This window comes from Mesorhizobium captivum (assembly GCF_033977165.1).
Classification (GTDB): domain Bacteria; phylum Pseudomonadota; class Alphaproteobacteria; order Rhizobiales; family Rhizobiaceae; genus Mesorhizobium; species Mesorhizobium captivum.
The window spans coordinates 43,624-67,166 of sequence record NZ_JAVIJB010000030.1 but is presented as its reverse complement, the minus strand read 5'-3'; the positions used below and the strand labels follow the sequence as shown (position 1 = coordinate 67,166).

The 23,543-nt window shown below is 64.3% G+C and carries 26 protein-coding genes and 1 riboswitch; of the genes, 20 read left to right on the top strand and 6 right to left on the bottom strand.

The genetic code is table 11. The features are described 5' to 3' along the window. The first annotated feature begins 238 nt into the window (after positions 1 to 238). Both RFM40_RS23485 and RFM40_RS23480 read left to right on the top strand, forming a co-directional pair. Positions 239 to 2,005, top strand: coding sequence for an acyl-CoA dehydrogenase family protein (locus tag RFM40_RS23485; protein ID WP_320278305.1), 1,767 nt, complete (start codon positions 239 to 241; stop codon positions 2,003 to 2,005). Positions 2,006 to 2,033: 28 nt separating this feature from the next. Next, positions 2,034 to 2,789 (top strand): crotonase/enoyl-CoA hydratase family protein, encoded by a 756-nt coding sequence (locus RFM40_RS23480; protein ID WP_320278304.1) that lies wholly within the window; start codon positions 2,034 to 2,036, stop codon positions 2,787 to 2,789. A gap of 5 nt (positions 2,790 to 2,794) precedes the next feature. Here the strand turns inward: RFM40_RS23480 and RFM40_RS23475 are convergent, their stop codons facing one another. After that, positions 2,795 to 3,427, bottom strand: a complete 633-nt coding sequence (locus tag RFM40_RS23475) for a LysE family translocator (protein ID WP_126101482.1) — start codon at positions 3,425 to 3,427, stop codon at positions 2,795 to 2,797. A gap of 256 nt (positions 3,428 to 3,683) precedes the next feature. On the opposite strand from RFM40_RS23475, the gene RFM40_RS23470 reads away from it, so the two are divergent. Genes RFM40_RS23470 through RFM40_RS23455 form a run of 4 tightly spaced genes read left to right on the top strand, consistent with a single transcriptional unit; the run spans position 3,684 to position 6,750 of the window. Beyond that, complete coding sequence (locus RFM40_RS23470; protein WP_320278303.1) at positions 3,684 to 5,009, top strand: hypothetical protein; 1,326 nt, start codon at positions 3,684 to 3,686, stop codon at positions 5,007 to 5,009. After that, positions 5,002 to 5,595 carry a hypothetical protein gene (locus tag RFM40_RS23465; RefSeq protein ID WP_320278302.1) on the top strand — a complete coding sequence of 198 codons (594 nt, stop codon included), beginning with the start codon at positions 5,002 to 5,004 and terminating at the stop codon, positions 5,593 to 5,595. The genes RFM40_RS23470 and RFM40_RS23465 overlap by 8 nt, the downstream gene beginning before the upstream one ends. Next, positions 5,592 to 6,170 carry a hypothetical protein gene (locus tag RFM40_RS23460; RefSeq protein ID WP_320224154.1) on the top strand — a complete coding sequence of 193 codons (579 nt, stop codon included), beginning with the start codon at positions 5,592 to 5,594 and terminating at the stop codon, positions 6,168 to 6,170. Before RFM40_RS23465 ends, RFM40_RS23460 begins: the two co-directional genes overlap by 4 nt. Before the next feature lie 10 nt (positions 6,171 to 6,180). After that, entirely contained in the window at positions 6,181 to 6,750 is a 570-nt protein-coding gene (locus tag RFM40_RS23455; protein ID WP_320278301.1) for a hypothetical protein, read from the top strand. A gap of 99 nt (positions 6,751 to 6,849) precedes the next feature. Here the strand turns inward: RFM40_RS23455 and pdxH are convergent, their stop codons facing one another. Continuing rightward, a complete protein-coding gene (pdxH, locus tag RFM40_RS23450) occupies positions 6,850 to 7,467 on the bottom strand; it encodes a pyridoxamine 5'-phosphate oxidase (protein WP_320224152.1) in 618 nt (205 codons plus the stop codon). Between the two features lie 40 nt (positions 7,468 to 7,507). Between pdxH and RFM40_RS23445 the strand changes: the two genes are divergently transcribed. The 4 genes from RFM40_RS23445 to RFM40_RS23430 all read left to right on the top strand — a co-directional run bounded on the left by RFM40_RS23445 (position 7,508) and on the right by RFM40_RS23430 (position 10,589). After that, a complete protein-coding gene (locus RFM40_RS23445) occupies positions 7,508 to 7,972 on the top strand; it encodes an RT0821/Lpp0805 family surface protein (RefSeq protein ID WP_320224151.1) in 465 nt (154 codons plus the stop codon). A 118-nt stretch (positions 7,973 to 8,090) separates the two neighbouring features. Next, positions 8,091 to 9,023, top strand: coding sequence for a J domain-containing protein (locus RFM40_RS23440; RefSeq protein ID WP_320224150.1), 933 nt, complete (start codon positions 8,091 to 8,093; stop codon positions 9,021 to 9,023). A 108-nt stretch (positions 9,024 to 9,131) separates the two neighbouring features. Further along, on the top strand, positions 9,132 to 9,950 hold the full coding sequence (gene fabI, locus RFM40_RS23435) for an enoyl-ACP reductase FabI (protein ID WP_320224149.1): 819 nt from the start codon (positions 9,132 to 9,134) through the stop codon (positions 9,948 to 9,950). Positions 9,951 to 10,001: 51 nt separating this feature from the next. Then, positions 10,002 to 10,589: a histidine phosphatase family protein gene (locus RFM40_RS23430; protein WP_320224148.1), complete on the top strand. Its 588-nt coding sequence runs from the start codon at positions 10,002 to 10,004 to the stop codon at positions 10,587 to 10,589. Positions 10,590 to 10,773: 184 nt separating this feature from the next. Here the strand turns inward: RFM40_RS23430 and RFM40_RS23425 are convergent, their stop codons facing one another. After that, entirely contained in the window at positions 10,774 to 11,028 is a 255-nt protein-coding gene (locus RFM40_RS23425) for a DUF1344 domain-containing protein (RefSeq protein ID WP_126101472.1), read from the bottom strand. 213 nt (positions 11,029 to 11,241) lie between these two features. Between RFM40_RS23425 and aroC the strand changes: the two genes are divergently transcribed. Continuing rightward, the gene (aroC, locus tag RFM40_RS23420; protein ID WP_320278300.1) at positions 11,242 to 12,351 is read left to right on the top strand and encodes a chorismate synthase; all 1,110 of its coding nucleotides are present in this window, start codon (positions 11,242 to 11,244) and stop codon (positions 12,349 to 12,351) included. Positions 12,352 to 12,466: 115 nt separating this feature from the next. Further along, positions 12,467 to 13,567, top strand: coding sequence for a 3,4-dihydroxy-2-butanone-4-phosphate synthase (gene ribB / locus RFM40_RS23415; RefSeq protein ID WP_320278299.1), 1,101 nt, complete (start codon positions 12,467 to 12,469; stop codon positions 13,565 to 13,567). 261 nt (positions 13,568 to 13,828) lie between these two features. On the opposite strand, the gene RFM40_RS23410 is transcribed toward ribB, so the two are convergent. Continuing rightward, the gene (locus RFM40_RS23410) at positions 13,829 to 15,049 is read right to left on the bottom strand and encodes an MFS transporter (RefSeq protein WP_320224145.1); all 1,221 of its coding nucleotides are present in this window, start codon (positions 15,047 to 15,049) and stop codon (positions 13,829 to 13,831) included. A 121-nt stretch (positions 15,050 to 15,170) separates the two neighbouring features. Between RFM40_RS23410 and RFM40_RS23405 the strand changes: the two genes are divergently transcribed. Continuing rightward, positions 15,171 to 15,761 (top strand): TetR/AcrR family transcriptional regulator, encoded by a 591-nt coding sequence (locus tag RFM40_RS23405; RefSeq protein WP_320224144.1) that lies wholly within the window; start codon positions 15,171 to 15,173, stop codon positions 15,759 to 15,761. Positions 15,762 to 15,891: 130 nt separating this feature from the next. After that, positions 15,892 to 16,872: a hypothetical protein gene (locus tag RFM40_RS23400; RefSeq protein ID WP_320224143.1), complete on the top strand. Its 981-nt coding sequence runs from the start codon at positions 15,892 to 15,894 to the stop codon at positions 16,870 to 16,872. A 30-nt stretch (positions 16,873 to 16,902) separates the two neighbouring features. On the opposite strand, the gene bluB is transcribed toward RFM40_RS23400, so the two are convergent. Then, on the bottom strand, positions 16,903 to 17,634 hold the full coding sequence (gene bluB, locus RFM40_RS23395) for a 5,6-dimethylbenzimidazole synthase (RefSeq protein WP_320224142.1): 732 nt from the start codon (positions 17,632 to 17,634) through the stop codon (positions 16,903 to 16,905). Positions 17,635 to 17,677: 43 nt separating this feature from the next. Continuing rightward, a riboswitch (cobalamin riboswitch) is annotated at positions 17,678 to 17,856 on the bottom strand. 114 nt (positions 17,857 to 17,970) lie between these two features. On the opposite strand from bluB, the gene RFM40_RS23390 reads away from it, so the two are divergent. From RFM40_RS23390 to RFM40_RS23365, 6 genes are all read left to right on the top strand, one after another. Continuing rightward, entirely contained in the window at positions 17,971 to 18,897 is a 927-nt protein-coding gene (locus RFM40_RS23390; RefSeq protein WP_320278298.1) for a histone deacetylase family protein, read from the top strand. Between the two features lie 3 nt (positions 18,898 to 18,900). Further along, on the top strand, positions 18,901 to 19,152 hold the full coding sequence (locus tag RFM40_RS23385; protein ID WP_126101464.1) for an exodeoxyribonuclease VII small subunit: 252 nt from the start codon (positions 18,901 to 18,903) through the stop codon (positions 19,150 to 19,152). A 194-nt stretch (positions 19,153 to 19,346) separates the two neighbouring features. Further along, positions 19,347 to 19,613 (top strand): DUF2277 domain-containing protein, encoded by a 267-nt coding sequence (locus tag RFM40_RS23380; protein ID WP_320224140.1) that lies wholly within the window; start codon positions 19,347 to 19,349, stop codon positions 19,611 to 19,613. Positions 19,614 to 19,622: 9 nt separating this feature from the next. Beyond that, complete coding sequence (locus RFM40_RS23375; protein ID WP_320220194.1) at positions 19,623 to 20,543, top strand: pirin family protein; 921 nt, start codon at positions 19,623 to 19,625, stop codon at positions 20,541 to 20,543. 132 nt (positions 20,544 to 20,675) lie between these two features. Continuing rightward, positions 20,676 to 22,589: a 1-deoxy-D-xylulose-5-phosphate synthase gene (dxs, locus tag RFM40_RS23370; protein ID WP_320224139.1), complete on the top strand. Its 1,914-nt coding sequence runs from the start codon at positions 20,676 to 20,678 to the stop codon at positions 22,587 to 22,589. A 149-nt stretch (positions 22,590 to 22,738) separates the two neighbouring features. Further along, the gene (locus tag RFM40_RS23365; RefSeq protein ID WP_320278297.1) at positions 22,739 to 23,023 is read left to right on the top strand and encodes a hypothetical protein; all 285 of its coding nucleotides are present in this window, start codon (positions 22,739 to 22,741) and stop codon (positions 23,021 to 23,023) included. A 117-nt stretch (positions 23,024 to 23,140) separates the two neighbouring features. On the opposite strand, the gene RFM40_RS23360 is transcribed toward RFM40_RS23365, so the two are convergent. Further along, entirely contained in the window at positions 23,141 to 23,542 is a 402-nt protein-coding gene (locus RFM40_RS23360; RefSeq protein WP_320224137.1) for a GFA family protein, read from the bottom strand. Position 23,543 lies beyond the last annotated feature (1 nt).

Genomic DNA, 23,543 nt, shown 5'->3' with positions numbered 1-23,543 from the left:
TCTACGGTCCAGAATTCTGCTCCGTTGCATCCTTCGCGCGAGGTAACAGCATGGATCCTCGGGTCTGCGCGTCCGCTTCGGCCGTGGATGACGAAGTCCATGCCGCTAATGCAAAATCCGCGTGACAAAGTTTGACGTTTACGTAAAAAGAAGGTGGCGTGCCGACCCAAAGGCGGATGGTTTCGCGGCGGTCGAGGTCCTACGATCGAACGGCCGGAATGGAGGAGGAGCAGCAGACATGTATCGCGCACCGGTCGAGGACATCGCCTTCACGCTGAAGCATGTGGCCGGGCTGAAGCCGGCGCTGGACGCCGGCACCTTCGGCGATCTCGGCGAGGACCTTGTTGACGCGATCCTGGCCGAGGCCGGCCGCTTCGCCAGCGAGGAGGTGGCGCCGCTCTACAAGATCGGCGACGAGCATGGCGCGGTGCTGAAGGACGCTTCCGTCACCACGCCGCCCGGCTGGAAGGAGCTTTACCGCCGCTGGATCGACGGTGGCTGGAACGCGCTGTCGGGGCCGGAGGAGTTCGGCGGCCAGGGCCTGCCCACAATGCTTAGCGTCGCCGCGCTCGAAATGTGGAACTCCGCCGCCATGGCCTTCGGCATCGGCCCGACGCTCACCATGGGCGCGGTCGAAGCCCTCGACAAGCACGCCTCCGAGGCGCTCAAGGCGAAATACCTGGCAAAACTCGTCTCCGGCGAGTGGATGGGCACGATGAACCTGACCGAGCCCCAGGCTGGTTCCGACCTCGCGGCGCTGCGCACCCGCGCCGAGCCCGCCGGCGACGGCACCTACCGCATCTTCGGCCAGAAGATTTTCATCACCTATGGCGAGCACGATTTCACCGACAACATCGTGCATCTGGTGCTGGCCAGGCTGCCCGACGCGCCGGCCGGCACGCGCGGCATCTCGCTGTTCCTGGTGCCGAAATTCCTGGTCAACGACGACGGCTCGCTCGGCGCCCGCAACGACGTCTTCTGTTCCGGCCTCGAGCACAAGCTCGGCATCCATGCCTCGCCGACCTGCACCATGAACTATGGCGACGGTTTTGAGGGCGCGGCCCCGGGCGCCATCGGCTGGCTGATCGGCGAGGAGAACAAGGGCCTCGCCTGCATGTTCACCATGATGAACAACGCCCGCCTTGCCGTCGGCATGCAGGGCGTGGCGGTGGCCGAGACGGCGACGCAGAAGGCGATCGCCTATGCCAATGAGCGCCGCCAGGGCAAGGCCTCGGATTATGCCGGCTCAGGCATGGCGCCGATCGTCCATCACCCGGACGTGCAGCGCAATCTTTTGACCATGCGGGCGCTGACCCAGATCGCGCGCGCCATCGCCTATTCCTGCGGGCACGCCATCGACAGGGCGCACGTCGCCGAGGGCGAGGCCGCAGCCAACTGGCGCGACCGCGCCAATCTGCTGACGCCGCTGGCGAAAGCCTTTTCGACCGATGTCGGCGTCGAGGTTGCATCGCTTGGGCTGCAAGTGCATGGCGGCATGGGCTTCATCGAGGAGACGGGTGCGGCAGCGCTTTATCGCGATGCCCGCATCGCCCCGATCTATGAAGGCACCAACGGCATCCAGGCGATCGACCTCGTCTCGCGAAAACTGCCGCTCGGCGGTGGCGAGCATGTGCATCGCTACATCGGCGAGTTGAAAGCCGTGGCCGATGCGGTGCGCACCTCCAACATCGAGGGTTTTGGGCGCACCGCCGACAATCTCGATCGTGCGCTCACTGATCTCGACGAAGCGACCCGCTTCCTGCAGGGGCTTCTGGCCGACGGCAAGGCCGATACCGCGATGGCCGGCGCCACGCCCTATCTGCGCCTGATCTCGCTCGCTGCCGGCGGCGCCTATCTGGCGCAGGGCGGGCTCGCTGAGCGCAGCCGCATCGCGCTTTGCCGCTTCTTTGCCGAAAACCTGCTCGGCGAGACGCGCGCCCTGAAGGAGCGCGTCATCGATGGCGCCGACAGCCTCGCCGCCGCCGGCAAGGCGCTGATCGCATGAACACCCCTTGCATCCGAAGGAACCGACCGTGACCGACCATATCCTCATCGAGCGCCAGGGCGCCGTCCAGATCATCCGCATGAACCGGCCGGACAAGAAGAACGCGCTGACGCGCGCCATGTACGCGAAAATGTCATCGGCACTTGCCGAAGGCGACGCCGATCCGGCGGTTCGCGTCCATGTCTTCCTCGGCGTGCCCGGCGCCTTTTCCGCTGGCAATGATCTTGCCGACTTCCTCGTCGTCGCCACCGGCGGCGAGGGCGGCAACGAGGTCTGGGATTTCCTGATGGCGCTGGCCAAGGCGGAGAAGCCGATGGTCTCGGGCGTCGACGGCATCGCGGTCGGTATCGGCACGACACTCAATTTGCATTGCGACCTGACATTTGCCACGCCGCGCACGCTCTTCCGCACGCCCTTCGTCGACCTCGGCCTTGTGCCTGAGGCCGGCTCCAGCCTGCTGGCGCCGCAGATCCTCGGCCGGCAGGGTGCCTTCGCGCTGCTTGGTCTCGGCGAAGGCTTTTCGGCCGAGCGCGCCAAGGCCGCCGGCCTGATCTACGAGGTGGTCGCGGAAGAGGCGCTGGAAGGCGCGGTGCTGGCGGCCGCCAGCGAAATCGCCGCCAAGCTGCCGCAGGCGCTGAAGATCGCCCGCGACCTGATGCGCGGCTCTCCCGAGGAGCTCGTCGCCCGCATCAGGATCGAGAGCGAGCATTTCCGTGAGCGGCTGAAATCCGACGAGGCGCGCGCCGCGCTCACCGCGTTTATGACGCGAAAGAAGGCGAGCTGAGGGATCTAGCGCTGCTCGGCCGCGATGCGAATGCCAAGGGCAATCAGCAGCGTGCCGCTGATTGCTTCGACGGCGCGGCGCACATTCGGCCGGCGCAGCCAGTCGCCGGCCTTGGCGATGATGGTCGCATAGATGGTCAGCCAGGCGAAGGTGATCAGCGCAAAGACGATGCCGAGCAGCAAAAGCGACAGGAAGGACGGCTGACCGGCCGGCACGAATTGCGGCAACAGGCTGGGGAAGAACACCGCTATCTTCGGATTGCTGAGATCGCTGACGAAGCCCTGCCGGAACGCGGCAACCGGGGCAAGCCGCATATGCGGCATGGTCGGTGACCGCGCATGTTGGCTTTGCGCCGGCCAGATTGCTTCACGCAGTGCTTGCATGCCGAGATAGATCAGATAGGCGGCGCCGGCATATTTGACGGCTAGGAAAAGCGGCTCGGAAGCCGTGAGCAAGGCGACCAAACCAGCGCTTGTCGCCAGTGCCCAGATCGTCAGCCCGCAGCCAACACCAAGCGCAGTCAAGATTCCTGCCGAACGGCCGCCGAGCAAGGTGTTGCGGATGGTGATCGCGGTATCCGGACCGGGCGTGACGATCACTACGATAGAAACGCCAAGGAATGCCAGGAAGATTGCCATGCCGATCCTTCGAAGGCCTGAAGCCTTTTGCGACAGTATGGCCGGAAATGGCTCCAAGCGTAAGGCGAGGTCGCCGGCCAATTTCGCCTAAAGGTTGGTGCAGGGTTAGTGCAGGGGTGTCAAAGCAGCCATAACGCGATATGTCTCGCCGACGCGTGCGGGGGCTCGTGGAATGGAGAGGACATGATCCGACACGCTGCCGCCGAACCCGTCAGAGCGATTGGAGGGCGCTCACAGACCGATTGAACGCTTCGACATGCTTGCCGATGCCGCAAAGCCGCTGGTGCTGACATTCAGGCTCTGGTGGCGCTTCTGGCCGCAACTGGTCGCCATGGTGCTGTTGGGCATCGTGTTCGGCGACCTGTTCATGCAGATCGCCGCGCGTACCGCCCTTGTCAATCACATGGCGGGGCTCGCCTTGCTGACGCTTGTCGCGCTGACGCAGCTCATCGTCACCGTCGCCATGTTCCAGACGCTGCTGCCGGCTCTGCCGGCGACACGTGCCGCGCAGCAGGCGGCGCGTGGCGAAAGCACAGGCGAACCTCGGACCGGCGGCGCACGGCTGGCGCGCGTGGTCACCGTCGCGCTGCTGCCCTTCTTCGCTTACTACGCCGCCTGGGGCTTTCTCGGCGACACTGTGCGCCAGTATTCGCGCGTCGCGCTCGACATGGCGCCCTTCGGCGAAGGGGCGGGCAACGTTCTCGACGTGCTCGATTCGCGCTGGCTGATCTTTTCGGTCGCGATCTCCTGGCTGATCCGGCGCTTCGCCATCATGATGCAGGCGCGCGGCGCATCGCGCTCCTTCTGGCAGATCGTCGTGGTTATCTGCGAGACCAACTGGATCTTCATCGGTCTCTACGTGATCTCGCGCTGGAAGGACGAGGCCGTCGGCTGGATCATGAGCCGCAACATTTTTTCCGCCCTGCAGGCCGCCGCTGAAGGGATCGCCAATCCGATCGCAAGCGCCTTTGCCGCTCAGTTGGTTCCCGTCGAGGTCACGTCCATCGACACGACCGCCAGGCTGGTCAACCTGTTCTTCTACATGCTCCTGCCGGTGATCTGGCTGGTGCTCGCCGCGCTGATCTACGGCTACGACGTGCGCGACGACAAGGAACTGATGCGCATGCACCGGCGCATCGTGCATTTTGGCGAGCGCTACCGCGCCATTCCGAAATTCCTGCGCGACTTCGTCGAGCATTTCATCTCGGGCTACCGCTCGCGCTATTTGCCGATCGCCAACGGCATGCGCGTCACGCTGAGCTCGGGCGTGGTGCTGATCGTCGCGCTGATCGTCGGCTACCGGCTGATCGACTGGTTGGCGGCCTGGGCATGGCTCGGCATGACGCGTCTCATCGGCCCGCATGAGCTCGATGTCTGGCAGGTGCTTTCCGAGGGCGTCTCGCTGCTGTTCGGCAGCCCGTTCCAAGACTCTTCGACAGGCATTCTTGTCGAGCCGTTCAGGATCTGCTTCCTCGCCGCGATCCTCGAAACGGCCTTCGCGCTGCCGAAGCGCCGGACCAGCGAAAACGCTCGACCGGCGGGCTCCCCCGGCGGTGCGGAAGTCGGGGCCCACAATGCTTGAGAATGCCGGTTCCCGCCTGAAAACCTGGCTGGTGGCCGGCATCGGCACCGCGGCGGCGATTGCCGTCGCCGCCGTCATGGGCGCATTCGGCGCAAGGCACGAGCCGCTGCCGGTCCTGGCGCCGGCCAGCCAGATTGAAACGGGCGAATGGCTGCTGAGACCGCTCAAGGCTTATGCCGCCGAAGGTGATAACCTCTACGGCGTGCCGCTCAAGCCCGGCACGAAGGCGCTCGTCCTCGAGGTCGAGATGACCAACCGGACGGCCAAATCGACAAAGGACTATTTCGACGTCCTGCAGGCAAACCAGGCAACGATCGATCCGGCGACGAAACCCTTCATCGCGCTGACACGCGATTCCACGCTGTCACCGGAGCTGCACCCCGGCTTGCCGGAACGCATGGCCTATATCTGGCAACTGCAGGACGGAGCGGCTCCGCCAGCGAGCCTCGAACTGACTGTCATCCGCAAGACCTACAAGCAGCGCGACAATCTCTATGGCCTGCCCGGCTGGTTCAATCCGGCGCCGATCGGCACGCTGAAGCTGCCTGTTGGCAGCGGGCCCGACACTGCGGATATCCAGCCATGATGCGCAAGCTCGCCAACATCGTCCTGCTGCTCGCCGCTGTCCCGCTCTGCTACGGCCTGCAGGTCTCGAAGCCGCATTATGGCGACCTGATCGGACCGATCCCTGCGCGTGGCGATCTGGGCGACACGGTCGTCGGGCGAAGCTTCGAGCTGCGCGCCGAAAAGGTGGAATTCGCCCGCAACCTGAAAGTGGACAGGTTCGGTGACAGCAAGGTTCTGACCACCGGCGGCATCTGGGCCGTAGTCACGGTGGAGTTTGCGGCTCGGGCGCAATTGACGACGGTGGCGGTCGCGTCCTGGCGCGGAGCGACCGGCCTGACCTACGACCAGACCGAGCGGCTGTCCTTCGCCGATGGGCTCCTTCCGGTGGCCATCGATCCCGGCCTGCCGAAAAAGGCGAGGCTGGTTTTCGAGTTGCGGCCGGATGAGGTGAGCGATGCCACATTGCTGATTTCGGAAAAGCTGATGTCCGCGCTCGACTCGCAAGCCGAAATATCGCTCGGGCCGGTCGCCATTGGACCCGACGGCTTGCCGCCCGGCACGGTCGGCATGCTGGATATGGCTGAGCCGATCTGAGAGGTATCGAATGACGGCACAGGTTCTGGATCGCGAGAGCGGCACAAGCGAGCGGACATGGCGCCGCCGCAGCCTTTGGTCGCTTGTTCTGCTCATCCCGCTGAGCCTGGCCATTGGGTCCTATGACAGCGTCAAGGCGCTGCTTGGTGACAACGACCTCTTCCCGCGCCGCGTTGCCTGGGGCGAGAGCGCCCGTTTCGGCGGCAGCGACTGGAAGCTGACCGATCTGCGCGGCGCTTTCGGGATGTCGAAGCTGCCGCCCGATTCGGTGCCGGTGCTGGCCGATTTCCAGGTGAAGATCGGCGATCCCGATCTGCAGCACCGATGGCTCGGCTGCAAGGCGATGCTGATTGATACGGACGGCCGACGCTGGCTTTCGACTTCCGTCGTGTCGTTGAAGACGCCGGACAACGTGCAGACCTGCACCTCGGCGATCTTCTCCGGCGCCAAGAGCGGCGACACGCTCAATCTGCGCGAGACGTTTCTGGTCCCGAAGGAGGCGACCAAATCAATACGCCCGGCCGTCGGTATCGCCAGCGAGCGGCCGCATTTCCTGCTGTTCCAGCTGGAAAAAGATTAAAGCATGTCTCCCGAAAGTGGGGCCGGTTTCGGGACAAAGACATGCGTAAAATCAAAAACCTAAAGCGCACGGAGCGAATCTGAAAGATCGCGACGCGCTTTAGGGGTACAGCCGCGTCTTGTCCCAGCCGCCCTTGGCGTTGCGCGAGAACGCGATGCGGTCATGCAGCCGGAACGGTCGGTCGTGCCAGAACTCGATCGTCTGCGGCAGGATGCGGAAGCCTGACCAGTGTTTCGGCCGCGGGATCTCGCCGATCGCGTAGCGCGCCGTGTACTCGGCCACCGCCTTCTCCAGCGCGAAGCGGCTTTCCAGCGGCCGCGACTGTTTTGAGGCCCAGGCGCCGATGCGGCTGCCGCGCGGCCGCGTCGCGTAGTAGGCGTCGGCCTCGGCGTCGCTGACGATCTCCACCGGCCCGCGCACGCGCACCTGGCGGCGCAGCGATTTCCAGTGGAAGCACATCGCCGCCTTCATGCTGCCAAGAATCTCGCGGCCCTTGGCGCTCTCGAAATTCGTGTAGAAGACAAACCCCTTTTCGTCGAACCCCTTGAGCAGCACCATCCGCACATCCGGCATGCCGTCGGCATCGACGGTTGCCAGCGCCACGCCGTTGGGGTCGTTGGGCTCGCTCTTGGTGGCATCCTCCAGCCATGCGGCAAAGAGCCGGAACGGCTCCGCCGCCTCGGTGAAGTCACTGCTTGTTAACTCGGTTTCGTTCATAGTTTTCCAAATTTTTAACATTGCAGGAGGAGTTCGCCGATTGTCGCTTATCGCGCAAGCTTTTGACAGCGGGCAATGGAGCGTTATCGCTTCGGCCAGTGCCAAGGCTGCGCTGCTGACGTTGGCGCTCCCCCTTGCAGGTTGCGGTGCCGGCGGCTTCAGCCTCGAGAAAGCGGAGGTCGACCGCTCGATCATCACCTCCAGCGCGCCTTACTCGCCAGTCCAGCCGGCAAGCAGCGACAAGGATTCGGACCAGACCACCATCGGCAACGCTGTCTCCTCCGCCGACATCCAGGAACTCGGCGGCCAGGCCGTGCCATGGGCCAATGCCGGCACCGGCTCGCGCGGCGCGATCACCGAGCTGGTGGAACTCAAGGATGGCGGCCTCAGCTGCCGTCGCTTCACCGCCACGCGCGAGAGTTTCGACGGCGTCGCCTTGTACAGGGGCGAGCTTTGCATGGCTGGCGCCGGCGGCTGGCGCATGCAAGAGTTCAAGGCGCTGTGATTGGTTCGGGGCGCTCGGATTTTCGATTGCCGATCCTACTTGCGCCACTGGAATTTCTTCCTATCCAAGCGCATATAGGGGGCAACCGTGGACCCATTCTCTCTTTCAGGCAGGAAGCATGCGCGACCCCTATGAGGTGCTGGGCGTTGCCAGGAACGCATCGGCCAAGGACATAAAATCGGCGTACCGCAAGCTCGCCAAGCAGCATCATCCGGACCAGAACCCGAATGATCCGAAGGCGAAGGAGCGTTTTGCCGCCGCCAACCAGGCTTACGAGATCGTCGGCGACGAGAAGACGCGCGCCGCTTACGATCGCGGCGAGATCGACGCCGACGGCAAGCCGAGATTCCAGGGCTTCGAGGGCACGGCCGGCGGCGGCGATCCTTTCGCCGGGTTCCGCCGTCAGCAGGGCCCTGGCGGCGCGCAGCATTTCGAATTCCGCACCGGCCGTCCGGGCGGCGATCCCTTCGACGGCAACAGCGACATTTTCAGCCAGATCTTCGGCGATGCCTTTTCGGGCGCGCGCGGCGGCGGCCGTGGCGACCGTCGCCAGCCGGTCCAGGCGCCGGACCTGAACGTCACGCTGGATATCACCGTCGAAGAGGCGGCCACCGCCGAGAAGGTGACGGCGATGTTCCCCGACGGCCGCAAGATGGCGGTCAAGCTTCCTGTTTATGTCGAGGACGGGCAGACCATCCGGCTCAAGGGCCAGGGCGAGCAGGGGCCTGGGCAGCCCGGCGACGCGCTGGTCAAGATCCACATCCGCCGCCATCCGCGTTATCGCATCGAGGGCCGCGACCTGCATGTCGACCTGCCCGTCGATCTGGCCGACGCCGTGCTTGGCGCCAAGGTGGCGGTCGAAACGCCGACCGGCAAGCTCGCGGTCAACGTTCCGGCATGGTCGAGTTCCGACAAGGTGCTGCGCCTGAAGGGCAGGGGTTTGCCGGAAAAAGCCGGCGGCCACGGCGACCTCTACGCCCATGTGCGGCTGATGCTGCCGGAGGGTGGAGATGCCGATCTCGAAGCCCTGATGCGCAACCGAAAAGGCTGATCGAGGCAATTTTCTCCTCAAGCCAGTCTGTTTTCGGCGCTTGAAGGGGCCATGTGCCTGTGCGATAGGGCTCCACACGAAGCAGACATTCTTGCGGAGAACGCGCACATGGCGGGTGGACAGGGCCTGATGGCCGGTAAGCGGGGCCTTATTCTCGGCGTTGCGAACAATCGGTCGATCGCTTTCGGCATCGCCAAGGCTTGCGTCGATCATGGCGCCGAAATCGCGCTGACCTATCAGGGCGAGGCCTTCAAGAAGCGCGTCGAGCCGTTGGCGGCGGAACTCAACGCGCATGTCGCCGGCCACTGCGACGTCACCGATCCGGAAAGCCTCGACGCCGTCTTCGCCGACATTGCCGAGCACTGGGGCAAGCTCGACTTCCTCGTCCATGCCATCGCTTTCTCCGACAAGGACGAGCTCACCGGCCGCTATGTCGAGACGACGCGCGACAATTTCCTGCGCACCATGGACATTTCGGTGTTTTCCTTCACCACCATCGCCAAGCGCGCCGAGCCGCTGATGAGCGAAGGCGGCTCGCTTTTGACGCTGACCTATTACGGCGCCGAGAAGGTGATGCCGCACTACAACGTCATGGGCGTTGCCAAGGCGGCGCTCGAAGCCAGCGTGCGCTATCTGGCAGTGGACCTCGGCGCCAAGAAGATCCGCGTCAACGCGATCTCGGCCGGCCCGATCAAGACGCTCGCCGCCTCAGGCATCGGCGACTTCCGCTACATCCTCAAGTGGAACGAGTACAACGCGCCGCTCAAGCAGACGGTGACGCAGGAAGAAGTCGGCGATTCCGGCGTCTACTTCCTGTCGGACCTGTCGCGCGGCGTGACCGGCGAGGTCCATCACGTCGATTCCGGCTACCACGTCGTCGGCATGAAGGCGGTCGACGCGCCGGATATCTCGACCGTCAAGGACTAACTCTCTCGCCTATCATTCCGTCCAGGCCCTGGCCCGACCTCGGAAGACCTGATGTATCCGCTCGTCTACATTGCGCGCCACGGCCAGACGCAGTGGAATGCCGAGGGTCGGCTGCAAGGGCAGGCGGACACCGACATCAACGCGCTCGGCCGCGCGCAGGCGACGCATAATGGCGGTCGGCTGGCAGCGCTCGTCAGAAACCCTGCGGATTTCGACTTTGTCGCCAGCCCGATGCGCCGCACGCGCGAGACGATGGAGCTGATGCGCGCGGCGATAGGACTCGATCCGCTCGCCTACCGCACCGATCCGCGTCTTGTGGAATTGAGTTTCGGCGATTGGCAGGGTTTCACCTTTGCCGAGCTCGAGGCCAGGCTTCCGGGTTCGACCCACGGACGTCGGCACGCCAAATGGGATTTCCAGCCGCCGGGCGAGGGCGCGGAAAGCTACGAAATGCTGCTTGAGCGGATAAAGCCGTGGTTCGACGCGCTTGACCGGCAGACCGTCTGCGTCACTCATGGCGGCGTCATGCGCTGCCTGTTCCGTTTCGTCGAAGGGATATCCAAGAAGGACGCTGCCAGCCTGGAGGTCCCGCAGGATCGCCTGCTCCGGCTGGAAGGCCGAAGCCTGGAGTGGCTGTAGGACTTACGGCGCATGGGGCAGGCCGTTGCGGCATGCTATCCACGGAGGAAGGCCGACGCCGTCGAATTCGTCATCCTTGGGTCTTCGCACCGCTTCGGGGCGCTACGCCCCAGGATGACGAACACCGGCGTTCCGGCCAATCTTTGAGGCCGTGTTGGCCAACGAAAATGCTGGGAAACTAATTCTAGTCGCTGTCCGGCAACTGCATATCGGTCACGACGTTCTCGCCATTGGTCACGTCGTATGCGATGACGATATCCATGCCGGGCTTCAGGGCGTCGAGATCGGTCTCGGCGTTGAGCTTGTAGGACTTGCCGTCGTCCAGCGTCAGCGTCAGCGTGTCCTTGTCGACCTTCTTGATCAGGCCTTCAGTCTGGCCGGCGAACGCGGCTGTGGAAATCATGAGCATGGCGCCAACAGCGCCAATCAGGGTACGCATCGTCGTCCTCTTTGGTCATTGCGCCGGCTGGTCAGCGGCGGGTCCTCAACGGCGGATGGAAGAGAGCAGAAACCAATCGAATGTGTCAAAACTAAATCCGCCAGATCACAGATTGCTGCGTCCGATCACCGTTTGACCGCTGTGGAAAACGCCAATAGAAGGCACCCTTGAATCGGCGAACCGGCTTCGCCGCCGGGCAGGGCGTTTTTTTCCATGTCTCACAACACCTTCGGCCATCTGTTCCGCGTTACCACCTGGGGTGAAAGCCACGGCGCCGCGCTCGGCTGCGTGGTCGACGGCTGCCCGCCCGGCATCCGCTTCAAGCGAGAGGATATCCAGGCCGAGCTTGACCGCCGCCGCCCCGGCCAGTCCCGTTTCGTCACCCAACGGCGTGAGCCCGACGAGGTGAAGATCCTGTCCGGTTTCATCCTCGACGAGGACGGCGAGACGATGATCACCACCGGCACGCCGGTGTCGATGCTGATCGAGAATGTCGACCAGCGCTCCAAGGACTACGGCGAGATCGCCCGCCAGTACCGGCCGGGCCACGCCGACTACACCTATGAAGTCAAATACGGGTTGCGCGACCATCGCGGCGGCGGCCGTTCCTCAGCGCGTGAGACGGCAGCAAGAGTGGCGGCCGGAGCGCTGGCGCGCAGGGTGGTGCCGGGCATGGTGGTGCGCGGCGCGTTGGTCTCGATGGGCGAAAAATCGATCGATCGCGCCAACTGGAACTGGAATTTCGTCAGTGACGCGGAAAACCCGTTCTTCACCCCCGATCCGGCCTCGGTCCCCGTCTTTGCCGCCTATCTCGACGGCATCCGCAAGGCCGGCTCCTCGGTCGGCGCGGTCATCGAGATCGTCGCCGATGGCGTGCCGGCCGGTCTCGGCGCGCCGATCTACGCTAAGCTCGACCAGGACATCGCCTCCGGCCTGATGTCGATCAACGCCGTCAAGGGCGTCGAGATCGGCAACGGCTTCGAGGCGGCCCGCATCACCGGTGAGCAGAACGCCGACGAGATGCGCATCGGCAATGACGGCAAGCCGGTGTTTTTGTCCAACAATGCCGGCGGCATCCTGGGCGGCATCTCGACCGGCCAGGCGATCGTCGCCCGTTTCGCCGTCAAGCCGACCTCCTCGATCCTGACGCCGCGAAAGTCGATCGACAAGGGCGGCAAGGACGTCGAGGTCATGACCAAGGGCCGCCATGATCCCTGCGTCGGCATCCGCGCCGTGCCGATCGGCGAGGCCATGGTTGCCTGCGCGATCGCCGACCACTATCTGCGGCATAGAGGACAGACTGGGAAGGGAGTAGGGCAGTAGGGCAGTAGGGCAGTAGGGCAGAAGGCTACGTCGTGCTCCGACGCCAAACTTTTTCCTTTCCCCTACTCCCTTACTGCCCTATTCCCCTACTCCCTTGCGAGCGAAGCGAGTACTTATGCCATACGACCAGAAGAAGATCGTTGAAGCGATCCGCGCCTTCGAGCGCGGCGAGATCGTCGTCGTCATGGATGATGACGGGCGCGAGAACGAGGGCGACCTGATCGTCGCGGCCGTCCATTGCACGCCGGAAAAGATGGCCTTTATCGTGCGCAACACGTCCGGCATCGTCTGCACGCCGATGCTGCGCGAGGACGCAAGGCGGCTGAACCTGGCGCCCATGGTGGCGGACAATGATTCCGCCCACACCACCGCCTTCACCGTCAGCGTCGACTTCAAGCACGGCACCACGACCGGCATTTCGGCCGACGACCGCACGCTCACCGTGCGCAATCTCGCCAACGGCAATGTCGGCGCCTCCGATTTCGTCCGTCCGGGCCACATCTTTCCGCTGATTGCGCGCGAGGGCGGTGTGCTGATGCGTTCCGGCCATACCGAAGCCGCAGTCGATCTCTGCAAGCTCGCCGGCCTGCCGCCGGTCGGCGTGATCTCGGAGTTGGTCAACGACGACGGCACGGTCAAGCGTGGGCCCGAAGTTCAGGCTTTCGCCGAGCAGCATGACCTGAAGCAGGTTTCGGTCGCCGATCTCATCGCCTACCGGCAGCGCAAGGAAACGCTGGTCGAGCGTGTCGCCTGCTCGGACATCGACACGCCCGGCGGCAAGGCGCAGGTCTTCACCTACACGCTGCCCTGGGATTCCATGCATCACGTCGCGGTCGTCTTCGGCGACATACGCGACGGCGAGGAAGTGCCGGTGCGCCTGCATTCTGAGGATGTCGTCACCGATGTCTTCGGCACCAGCCACCGCCTGGATGGCATCATGAAGGCGATGGGCGAGCGCAAGCGCGGCGTCATCGTCTATCTGCGCGAAGGCTCGGTCGGCGTCGCCCATCAGGAACGCAACCGACCGCAGAGCGGCGACCGCGAGGATCACGAAGAAGCCCGCCGTCGCGAGAACGAGTGGCGCGAGATCGGCCTCGGCGCCCAGATCCTCAAGGACCTCGGCATTTCCTCGATCAACCTGATCGCCTCGCGCGAGCGCCACTATGTCGGCCTCGAAGGTTTCGGCATTCATATCGCCAAGACCGAGATTCTTTAGCTGGCTAACGCGACGTCGTCATCCCCGGGCGGAGTAAGGAGCGAAGCGACGCGCGTAGACTCGAGGATCCATTCCGTGACTTCGAAGCGTTGCGACGGTTCAGAATTCTGCTCCGCTGCGCTTTACGATCAAGGTAACGGAATGGATCCTCGGGTCTGCGCTCCGCTTCGCGTCGCTCCGCCCGTGGATGACGAAGTCCCGGAGGCCACGGCCAACTTCCGACCTCTGCAATAATCATCGGATGGCTGTACGCTCGTACCGTCATTCAGCGGGCATTACCGCTTCGCCCCTATCCACGTCGCAGTCATCGGTCGCCAGCCGGCATTGGCCGGCGAGCACGGTGGCCAAAGCGATGGCGCCTGCCGCGACCGACACAAAGAACCCGTTCTGCGGACCAAACGCGTCGACCATCCAGCCGGCGGCGAAGGAGCCAAGCGCCATGCCGATGCCGATCCCGGTCGTCACCCAGGTGACGCCTTCGGTCAGCATCGCCGCCGGCACATGACGCTCTATCAGGCCGAAGGCGGTGATGAAGGTCGGCGAGATCGCCACGCCGCTGACGAAGACGGCGAGCGCCAGCGTCGGCACCGTATCGGCAAAGAGCAGCGGCAGCGTGGTGACCGCGATGACGGCGACCGCGATCGCCAGTTGCCGCTGCAGCGGCGTTTTCAGACTGAGCGCGCCGACGATGATGCCGAGCACGAAGGATCCGAGCGCATAGACGCCGATGACGAGGCTCGCCGCCTCAGGCTGGCCGAGCTGCTTGGTGATCGCCACCGTCGTCACTTCGGTGGTGGCGAAGGTCGCGCCGACGAAGATCAGGGCAAAGGTGATGATCTGGACCGGCCGCAAGCGGATCGCCGAACCGGCTGCGCCATGCTCCGCCGGACGCACCGGCGGCTCCGTCGAACGCTGCAGCAGGAATGCCGCCGAGCCGAGAGCGAGCAGCAGCGTGCTCACCAGCATGCCGGCTTCCGGGAACAGCGCGGCGCTCAGCCCGACTGAGAGCGACGCGCCGGCGACATAGACCAATTCGTCCGCCGCCGATTCGAAGGCGAAAGCGGTGTTGAGCTCGGGGCGATTGCGAAAAATCTCGGTCCAGCGCGCCCTGACCAGCGCCGGAATGCTGGGCATGGCGGCGGCGAGCAGCGCCGAGAGAAACAAGGTCCATGCCGGCCAGTGCTGGTTGGCCGCCGCGATCAAGGTCGCGAAGGAAAGCACCGAAACAAGCGTTGTCGGCACGGCTATGCTGGTCTGGCCGAGTCGGTCCACGAGCCGCGAGATCTGCGGCGACAGGAAGGCGTTGACCAGCGCGTAGGTCGCCGAAACGGCGCCGGCCAGCCAGTATTCACCATGCGTCTGCGACAGCATCGCCACGATGCCGATCGGCGCCATGGCGATCGGCAGCCGTGCGATGAAGGCCGCCGCGGCAAAGCCTTTCGTGCCGGGAGCCTGGAAGATTTCCGAATAGGGGTTTCGCATGGTCCTGCTCCTCGACAAGGGAAGGCGCCGCAATTACATACGCAGCGTATCAATGTCAGATAGTTCATACGTCGTGTATGTCAATTGGCATACGTTGCGTATGTGAATAGGGCCAGAAGCCATGCACCGACCCCGCAAGGAGATGATCGCCGAGACGCGCGCCAAGCTGATCGCGGCCGCCCGCCACGCCTTCGGTACGATCGGCTACGCCGAGGCCTCGATGGACGATTTCACTGCCTCGGCGGGCCTGACGCGCGGCGCGCTCTATCATCACTTCGGCGACAAGAAGGGGCTGCTGCAGGCGGTGATCGCCGAGATCGACGGCGAGATGGCTGCGCGGGTGAACGAAGTTGCCGCGCGGGCGCCGACGCGCTGGCAGCACTTCGTCGATGAATGCACCACCTATATCGAGATGGCGCTGGAGCCGGAGATCCAGCGCATCATGTTCCGCGACGGCCCGGCGGTGCTCGGCGATCCCGCGCAGTGGCCGAACGCCAACGCCTGCACGGCTTCAATGACCGATCACCTGACCAAGCTGCAGGAAGAGGGCGTCGTCGTTCCCCACCTCGACCCCGAGACCGCGGCGCGGCTGATCAACGGCGCCAGCAGCCAGGCCTCGCAGCGCATCGCCAATTCGGACGAGCCGGAAGCGACATCGAAACAGGTGGTGGCGGCGTTCAAGCAACTGCTCGAAGGCTTGAAAAGCAAGTAGCATCCGGCAGGCGGATGAGGGGCAGCAACTTCTTCAATAATTGTCCCCCGCTCAAAATCGCGCCGACATTGACAATGGCAGGGGTGAGCGCATCCTTCCCGGCCATTCTCTGAGGCGGGGAGTCGGGGCCATGTGGGACTTCAGCATCGGCCGGTCGGTGTCCATCATGATGCGGACATGGCCGTTCATCGTCTTTCGTATGATCGTCTATTTCGGCATCACGCTCGCTTACATCATGGCGACCGGCACCGGCGCCAGCGTTGGCTATGGCGTCGGACACATCTCGACCGATCCTGACGGGCCGATGTCGTTTGCCTTGTGGGGCGGCGTCGTCGGCTTCGGCGTCGTCTCGATCGCCGTCTACTGGATCCGCGAATACATCCTCTATGTGCTCAAGGCCGGCCACATCGCCGTCATGGTCCATCTGATCGACGGCCACGACGTTCCCGACGGCCAGAACCAGATCGCCTATGCGAAGGAGGTTGTCACCCAGCGTTTCGCCGAGGCCAATATCCTTTTCGTCGTCGACCAACTGGTCAAGGGCGCCATCCGCGCCGTCACCGGACTGCTCGGCGGCATCGCCGCCTTCCTGCCCGTTCCGGGCTTGAGCGGCCTCGTCAGCTTCATCGACACCGTGATCCGCCTGTCGCTGACCTATGTCGACGAGATCATCCTCGGGTACAACATCCGCATCAATTCCAACTCGCCTTTCGAGACCGCCAGGCAAGGCGTCGTGCTCTACGCGCAGAACGGCAAGCACATGGTCAAGAACGCCGTCTGGCTGGCGGTGATCATGTGGGGCGTGTCCTTCGTCATCTTCTTGGCTATGCTGGCGCCTGCAGCCGCCATCCTCTGGGTCATGCCGGGGCAGCTCGCCGGCTGGGCCTTCGTGCTGGCCATCGTCTTTGCCTGGGCCTTCAAGGCTGCCTTCATCGAACCTTTCGCCATCGCTTCGCTGATGCAAGTCTATTTCGACACCATCGAGGGCCAGGTGCCCAATCCGGAATGGGACCGGCGCCTGGCCGAGACTTCCTCGAAATTCAGGGAACTCCGCGACAAGGCGCTTGGCTCCTTCGGCGGATCGCGCTGGGATGCGCCCCGGGCTGCTTGACTGGCAGCCCCTACCACGAAGGCCGCTTGATCACGGCTTCGGTCGTTCTCCGAGGTTGGCAATAGCCGATTTGAGCGGCGCCTCGCCGGCGCCGCAAAAGGTCTCGCTCATCACCAGCTCGGGCAGCGACAGGCGCCGGCCCCAGCCATGCGCTTCGAGATCCGGCCGCGGCGCGAATTCCGAGACGCGGCCGACGCAAAGATAGGCGATCGGCGTGACATGCTCGGGGATCGACAAAAGCCGCTTCAACGCCTCCGTCTCGATGATGCTCACCCAGCCGACGCCGACGCTCTCGGCCCGCGCGGCCAGCCAGAAATTCTGCACCGCGCAGACGGTGCTGTAGAGGTCCATTTCCGGATTGTGCCAGCGTCCCAGCGGCGAGTTCTTCGAGCGCTGCCGGTCGCAGGTGACGCAGAGGTTGAGCGCGCTTTCGCAGATGCCTTCGAGCTTCAGCTTGCGGTAGAGCGCCTGCCGTTCCGCCTCGATCGCCGGCAATTCCAACTCACGCGCGGCAAGGAACAGGTCGCGCACCTGCCGCCGCCGCTCGGAATCGCGGATGACGATGAAGTTCCACGGCTGCATATAGCCGACCGACGGCGCGTGATGGGCGGCGGTCAGCAGCCGCGCCAGCACGAAATCGTCGAGATCGTCCGAGACGAAATGGCTGCGCACGTCGCGTCGGGTAAACATGGCCCGGTAGACCGCGTCGCGCGCCAATTGGTCAAAGTCATCGCCGCCGGTGGCGGCCGTTTGTGCCTGCATCGCTTTTCCCCTTGGCGATAAGCAGTCCTCCGCCTGACCAAGCGGAAGACCATGTCTGCCGGGCCGGTCTTCTGGCTCGGGATCATCCCGCGTCCGGCGCCTTCCCGTCCAAGACAGTGGCGTTGCCGGCGCGGTCCCCCTCACAGCGTTGGGCACGCCACGGAGTTCAACCGTGTTCCCGATTCTCCCGCGTTGCGGGCACCAGGCAGCGGCGCGACTCTATCGCGAAGCTTCAGCCGCGCCAATGCCATCGGCGACAAATCAAGACGCGATTTTCCCCAGCCATTCGGCGCTCAAACATGGTCATCCGGGCTACGCATGCCTAGATTAGGCGCCATGACCACCCGTCTCTACACCCATCCGGTATTCCTGGAACACCTCACGCCGCCCGGCCACCCTGAGCGGCCGGACCGTTTGCGCGCCATCGAGCGCGTGCTGGATGACGAGGCTTTTGCGGCGCTCGACCGCGTCAAGGCGCCGGAAGGCGACGAGGCGACGATCCTATATGCGCACCCGGTGGATTTTGTTGCCCGCGTGCGTGCGGCCATCCCCGCGAGCGGCATCGTTTCGATCGATGCCGACACCAGCGCCAGCCCGAAGAGCTGGCAGGCCGCGGTGACGGCGATCGGCGCCGCCAATGCTGCGATAGACGATGTCTTCGAAGGCCGCGCCGCCAATGTGTTCGTTGCCGCCCGCCCGCCCGGCCACCATGCCGAAAAGACGACCGCCATGGGCTTTTGCCTGTTCAATACCGCGGCGATCGCCGCCCGCCATGCGCAGAAGAAGCATCAGGCCGAACGCGTCGCCATCGTCGACTGGGACGTGCATCACGGCAACGGTACCCAGGACATTTTCTGGGACGATCCGTCGGTCCTCTATTGCTCGACCCACCAGATGCCGCTTTATCCCGGCACCGGCGCCAAGAGCGAAACCGGCGCCGGCAACATCGTCAACGCGCCGCTCGCGCCGAGCACCGGCAGCGAGACGTTTCGCGACGCCTTCCTGTCGCGCGTGCTGCCCTCCGTCGATGCGTTCGCCCCCGACCTGATCATCATTTCCGCCGGGTTCGATGCACACCATCGCGATCCGCTGGCCGAGATCAACCTGACCGAGGATGATTTCGATTGGGCGACCGGCCAGCTGATGGACCGCGCCGGGCGCCACAGCGCCAACCGGCTCGTCAGCCTGCTGGAGGGCGGCTACGATCTGCAGGGACTGGCATTTTCGGTCGCCGCCCATGTCGGGCGGCTGATGAAGGGATGAATTATGGCTGATGAAGCTAACCAGGACGTCAAGGCGATGAGCTTCGAACAGGCGCTCGACGCGCTGGAGAAGATCGTCGATGATCTGGAGCGCGGCGATGTGCCGCTCGACCAGTCGATCCGCATCTATGAACGCGGCGAGGCGCTGAAGGCGCATTGCGACCGGCTGCTGAAGGCGGCCGAGGACAAGGTCGAGAAGATCAGGCTGTCGCGCGACGGCAAGCCGGTAGGAACGGAGCCGCTGGACGCCGAGTGAGGCATATTGATATTCAGGTGAGGCCGGCCTGCAAATGGCGGTCTCCTGCGCTTTCGGTGCTCACGTATTACAAGTACGCTCCACTCCGGTTCTCGGAAGCCACCATTTTCGGCGCGGGCTGACCTGAATCTCAACACACCTCGGTGCATAATCTCAGACCGGTTAGGGAAGAAAAGCAGGTAAGGAGTTCAAGCATGTGCCGAAACATCAAGACCCTGTTCAACTTCGAGCCGCCGGCGACCGACGACGAGGTCCATGACGCGGCCCTGCAGTTCGTGCGCAAGCTGAGCGGCTCCACCAAGCCGTCCAAGCGCAACGAGCATGCCTTCCACCATGCCGTCGAGGCGATCGCCGCCGCCGCGCGCGAGCTGCTCGATTCGCTTGAGACGACGCAGAATCCGCGCAACCGCGAGGAAGAGGCCGCCAAGGCGAAAGCCAGGTCCGCGCTCCGCTTCGCCTGAGGTCGTGACATGAGCTTCTTTCCGGGCAACGATCCTGAGGCCGGCGATGTCTTCGCCTGCGATCAGATCGAATTGATGGTCATCCCCAACGCCAAGGACATTGGCGGCTTCGAGGTCCGCCGCGCCTTGCCGACCGCAAAACGCAGGCTGGTCGGACCGTTCATCTTCTTCGATCGCATGGGGCCGGCGATCCTGCGCGCCGGCCATGCGATCGACGTGCGCCCGCATCCGCATATCGGGCTTTCCACCGTCACCTATCTGTTCGACGGCAAGATCAGGCATCGCGATTCGCTCGGCACCGAAATGGTGATCGCGCCCGGTGACGTGAACCTGATGACCGCCGGCCGCGGCATCGTCCATTCCGAGCGCACGCCGGAGGAGTTGCGCGGCGCGCCGATGTCGATCTCCGGCCTGCAAACCTGGCTGGCGCTGCCGGATAGCCAGGAAGAGATCGCCCCGGTATTCGCGAACACATCGGTGATCCGTCTGCCCGCGATCGATGCCGAAGGCGTCAGCGGCCGCGTCGTCATCGGCGAATTTTCCGGGCTGCGCTCGCCGGTCGCGACCGCCTCGGAGACGCTTTATGCCGATCTGCGGCTGGCGGCTGGCGCAAGCGTGAAAATCCCCGCCGATGCCGAGGAACGCGCCATCTACACGCTGGAAGGCGAGGTTTCGATCGCCGGAGATCGTTTTCCGGCTGAGCGGCTTCTGGTGTTCAAACCGGGCGAGGAAATCGTCGTCTCGTCCGAGCGCGGCGCGCATTTCATGCTGTTCGGCGGAGCGTCGCTGGGTTCCAAGCGTTATATCTGGTGGAATTTCGTTTCCTCCTCGAAGGAACGCATCGAGCAGGCCAAAGAAGAATGGAAGACGGGCCGCTTCGATATCGTTCCTGGCGATGAGGAAGAATTCATTCCGCTGCCGGAAGGTTAGAGCAGGATGGACATCCTGCGCGGACCGCGTCACTGACACGCATTTACATTGATGCGCCGTCAGCCTATCTCGCGTATATCAAAGCGCATATTTGAAGGTTAACCCAAGGTTAAGTTAACAGGCCGTCCCAAAGTGAACCCGAAGCCTGACACGCCGCTCCTCGACAAGGTCCGCATTCCTGCGGATTTGCGGGCGCTCGAGGAAAGCGAGCTGCCGCAGCTGGCGAGCGAACTGCGCACCGAGTTGATCGATGCCGTGTCGCATACGGGCGGCCATCTTGGCGCCGGGCTGGGCGTGGTCGAGCTGACGGTCGCCCTGCACTACGTCTTCAACACGCCGCAGGACCGGCTGATCTGGGATGTCGGCCATCAGGCCTATCCGCACAAGATCCTGACCGGCCGCCGCGACCGCATCCGCACGCTTCGCCAGGAGGGCGGCCTCTCCGGCTTCACCCGGAGAGCCGAGAGCGAATACGACCCCTTCGGCGCGGCGCATTCCTCGACCTCGATTTCCGCCGGCCTCGGCATGGCCATGGGCCGCGACCTCTCGGGCGGCCGCAACAACGTCATCGCCGTCATCGGCGACGGCGCCATGTCCGCCGGCATGGCCTATGAGGCGATGAACAATGCCGGCGCGCTCAATGCCCGCCTCATCGTCATCCTCAACGACAACGACATGTCGATCGCCCCGCCGACCGGCGCGATGAGCGCCTATCTGGCCCGGCTCGCCTCCGGCAAGGCCTATCTCGGCCTGCGCGATTTCGGCAAGAAGCTGACCTCCTATCTCGGCAAGCGCGCCGACAGCGCCATCACGCGCGCCGTTGAGCACGCGCGCGGCTATGTCACCGGCGGCACGCTGTTCGAGGAAATGGGCTTTTTCCACATCGGCCCGATCGACGGACACAATCTGGAGCACCTGATCCCGGTGCTGAGGAACGTTCGCGACAATGCCGACGGCCCGGTGCTGATCCATGTCGTGACCCAGAAGGGCAAGGGCTACGCGCCGGCGGAAGCTGCCGCCGACAAATATCACGGCGTCAACAAGTTCGACGTCATCACCGGCGCGCAGGCCAAGGCGCCGGCCAACGCGCCGAGCTACACCAAGGTCTTCGCCGAAAGCCTGATCCAGGAGGCGCGCGAGGACGACCGCATCGTGGCGATCACCGCCGCCATGCCGAGCGGCACCGGCCTCGACCTCTTCGGCGAGGTGTATCCGGCCCGAACCTTCGATGTCGGCATTGCCGAGCAGCATGCGGTGACCTTCGCCGCCGGCCTCGCCACCGAAGGCTACAAGCCCTTCGCCGCCATCTATTCGACCTTCCTACAGCGCGCCTACGATCAGGTCGTGCATGACGTGGCGATCCAGAAACTGCCGGTGCGTTTCCCGATCGACCGCGCCGGCTTCGTCGGCGCCGATGGCGCCACCCATTGCGGCGCGTTCGACACCACCTTCCTGGCCTCGCTGCCTGGCTTCGTGGTCATGGCCGCCGCCGACGAGGCGGAGCTTCGCCATATGGTGCGCACCGCAGCCGACTACGATGGCGGCCCGATCGCCTTCCGCTATCCGCGCGGCAATGGCGTCGGCGTCGACATGCCTGAGCGTGGCTCGGTGCTCGAAATCGGCAAGGGCCGCATCCTGAAGGAAGGTACCAAGGTGGCGCTTCTCTCCTTCGGCACGCGGCTGCAGGATTGCCTGCTGGCGGCGGAAGAGCTCGGCGCGGCGGGCCTTTCCACCACCGTTGCCGACGCCCGTTTCGCCAAGCCGCTGGACGAGGATCTCATCCGCCGCCTCGCCCGCTCGCATGAGGTTCTGGTGACGGTGGAAGAGGGCGCTGTCGGTGGCTTCGCCAGCCAGGTGCTGCATTTCCTCGCCCATGAAGGGCTTTTGGAAAACGGCCTCAAGGTCCGCCCGCTGATCCTGCCGGACGAGTTCATCGATCACGCCAAGCCCGAAAAGATGTATGCCGACGCGGGCCTCGACACCGCCGGCATCGTGCGCACGGTCTTTGCCGCCCTTGGCCATGGCGTTCAGGCGCAGCGCGCCTGAATCGAAATCTCAACGTGCTGAATCGCATTGCCGACTTCCGGTTGTAAGTATTTGTTAACGCTTTCGTTTGGCGGTTCGGTTACCTTGTCTTTTGGCCGATTTTCAACGGCGTCCTGCTAAGACCTTGGTCCTAGGCAGGGATAAGAACAATGAAGTCGCTTCTTAGTGGCATGGCTCTTCTGATTGCCATGACCACGCCGCTGGCAGCCGAAACGCGTTACGACCGCAACCTTGAAAAGGCGGTGGTCGACATCGTCGCCGGCAAGATGGGCAAGATCCGCGGCGGCTTTTCCTACAGGCAGGTTCCTCAGCTCGTGGTGCTGCCGGAAGCCGCACCGGCCGCGGCCGTTCCGGTTGAGCCGCGTAAGCATCCTTCCAACAAGGACGGCCTGATGCGGGCCGTCGAGCGCCCGGTATCGCGGACGGTTTTCTGATGCATGTCGCCCAAAAGTGCCTGGCGGTTTTGGGGCAACGACATGCATCGAACAAATGATGCATGTCGCCCAAAAGCGCCTGGCGGTTTTGGGACGACCACATGCATCAAACAAAAATTAGAACCACATATCGCGCACGCAGCGGCCGTCGCGCGGCAGGTCGTCAAAAGTATCGAGACCGTCGAAATGGTCTATCGGCAGGTCGGCGACGGCTTCCGGCGGCGCCAGCCGGACATTGACGGCGATGCGGGTGCGGCCGCTGGAGCCGGAGCGCAAACCGCGCCAGGCGAGCACGCAGGCGCATTTCGGGCAGAACAGGATCTCGAGCACGGGCTCTGCCACTTCAGCGCGCGTATAGGAACTCACCGGTCCCGCAACGCGGATGCGCTCGTCGACATAGTCGTAGGCCCAGAGCGTGCCATAGCGGCGGCAAAGCGTGCAATTGCAGGCCGTGATCGGGCCCGGATCGCCTTCCAGGGTCCAGTGGGCAGCGCCACAATGGCAGGTTCCCTTCAGCATC

Excerpts from the sequence above, each read along its gene's own strand:
- bluB (WP_320224142.1), bottom strand. The coding sequence starts at position 17,634 with ATGCAGGCACAAACGGCCGCCACCGGCGGCGATGACTTTGACCAATTG.
- pdxH (WP_320224152.1), bottom strand. The coding sequence starts at position 7,467 with ATGAACGAAACCGAGTTAACAAGCAGTGACTTCACCGAGGCGGCGGAG.
- RFM40_RS23380 (WP_320224140.1), top strand. The coding sequence starts at position 19,347 with ATGTGCCGAAACATCAAGACCCTGTTCAACTTCGAGCCGCCGGCGACC.
- RFM40_RS23365 (WP_320278297.1), top strand. The coding sequence starts at position 22,739 with ATGAAGTCGCTTCTTAGTGGCATGGCTCTTCTGATTGCCATGACCACG.
- RFM40_RS23410 (WP_320224145.1), bottom strand. The coding sequence starts at position 15,049 with ATGCGAAACCCCTATTCGGAAATCTTCCAGGCTCCCGGCACGAAAGGC.
- RFM40_RS23455 (WP_320278301.1), top strand. The coding sequence starts at position 6,181 with ATGACGGCACAGGTTCTGGATCGCGAGAGCGGCACAAGCGAGCGGACA.
- RFM40_RS23440 (WP_320224150.1), top strand. The coding sequence starts at position 8,091 with ATGCGCGACCCCTATGAGGTGCTGGGCGTTGCCAGGAACGCATCGGCC.
- RFM40_RS23475 (WP_126101482.1), bottom strand. The coding sequence starts at position 3,427 with ATGGCAATCTTCCTGGCATTCCTTGGCGTTTCTATCGTAGTGATCGTC.
- RFM40_RS23425 (WP_126101472.1), bottom strand. The coding sequence starts at position 11,028 with ATGCGTACCCTGATTGGCGCTGTTGGCGCCATGCTCATGATTTCCACA.
- RFM40_RS23460 (WP_320224154.1), top strand. The coding sequence starts at position 5,592 with ATGATGCGCAAGCTCGCCAACATCGTCCTGCTGCTCGCCGCTGTCCCG.
- aroC (WP_320278300.1), top strand. The coding sequence starts at position 11,242 with ATGTCTCACAACACCTTCGGCCATCTGTTCCGCGTTACCACCTGGGGT.
- RFM40_RS23360 (WP_320224137.1), bottom strand. The coding sequence starts at position 23,542 with ATGCTGAAGGGAACCTGCCATTGTGGCGCTGCCCACTGGACCCTGGAA.
- RFM40_RS23470 (WP_320278303.1), top strand. The coding sequence starts at position 3,684 with ATGCTTGCCGATGCCGCAAAGCCGCTGGTGCTGACATTCAGGCTCTGG.
- RFM40_RS23430 (WP_320224148.1), top strand. The coding sequence starts at position 10,002 with ATGTATCCGCTCGTCTACATTGCGCGCCACGGCCAGACGCAGTGGAAT.
- RFM40_RS23390 (WP_320278298.1), top strand. The coding sequence starts at position 17,971 with ATGACCACCCGTCTCTACACCCATCCGGTATTCCTGGAACACCTCACG.
- RFM40_RS23400 (WP_320224143.1), top strand. The coding sequence starts at position 15,892 with ATGTGGGACTTCAGCATCGGCCGGTCGGTGTCCATCATGATGCGGACA.
- RFM40_RS23375 (WP_320220194.1), top strand. The coding sequence starts at position 19,623 with ATGAGCTTCTTTCCGGGCAACGATCCTGAGGCCGGCGATGTCTTCGCC.
- fabI (WP_320224149.1), top strand. The coding sequence starts at position 9,132 with ATGGCGGGTGGACAGGGCCTGATGGCCGGTAAGCGGGGCCTTATTCTC.
- RFM40_RS23385 (WP_126101464.1), top strand. The coding sequence starts at position 18,901 with ATGGCTGATGAAGCTAACCAGGACGTCAAGGCGATGAGCTTCGAACAG.
- RFM40_RS23405 (WP_320224144.1), top strand. The coding sequence starts at position 15,171 with ATGCACCGACCCCGCAAGGAGATGATCGCCGAGACGCGCGCCAAGCTG.
- RFM40_RS23465 (WP_320278302.1), top strand. The coding sequence starts at position 5,002 with ATGCTTGAGAATGCCGGTTCCCGCCTGAAAACCTGGCTGGTGGCCGGC.
- RFM40_RS23485 (WP_320278305.1), top strand. The coding sequence starts at position 239 with ATGTATCGCGCACCGGTCGAGGACATCGCCTTCACGCTGAAGCATGTG.
- ribB (WP_320278299.1), top strand. The coding sequence starts at position 12,467 with ATGCCATACGACCAGAAGAAGATCGTTGAAGCGATCCGCGCCTTCGAG.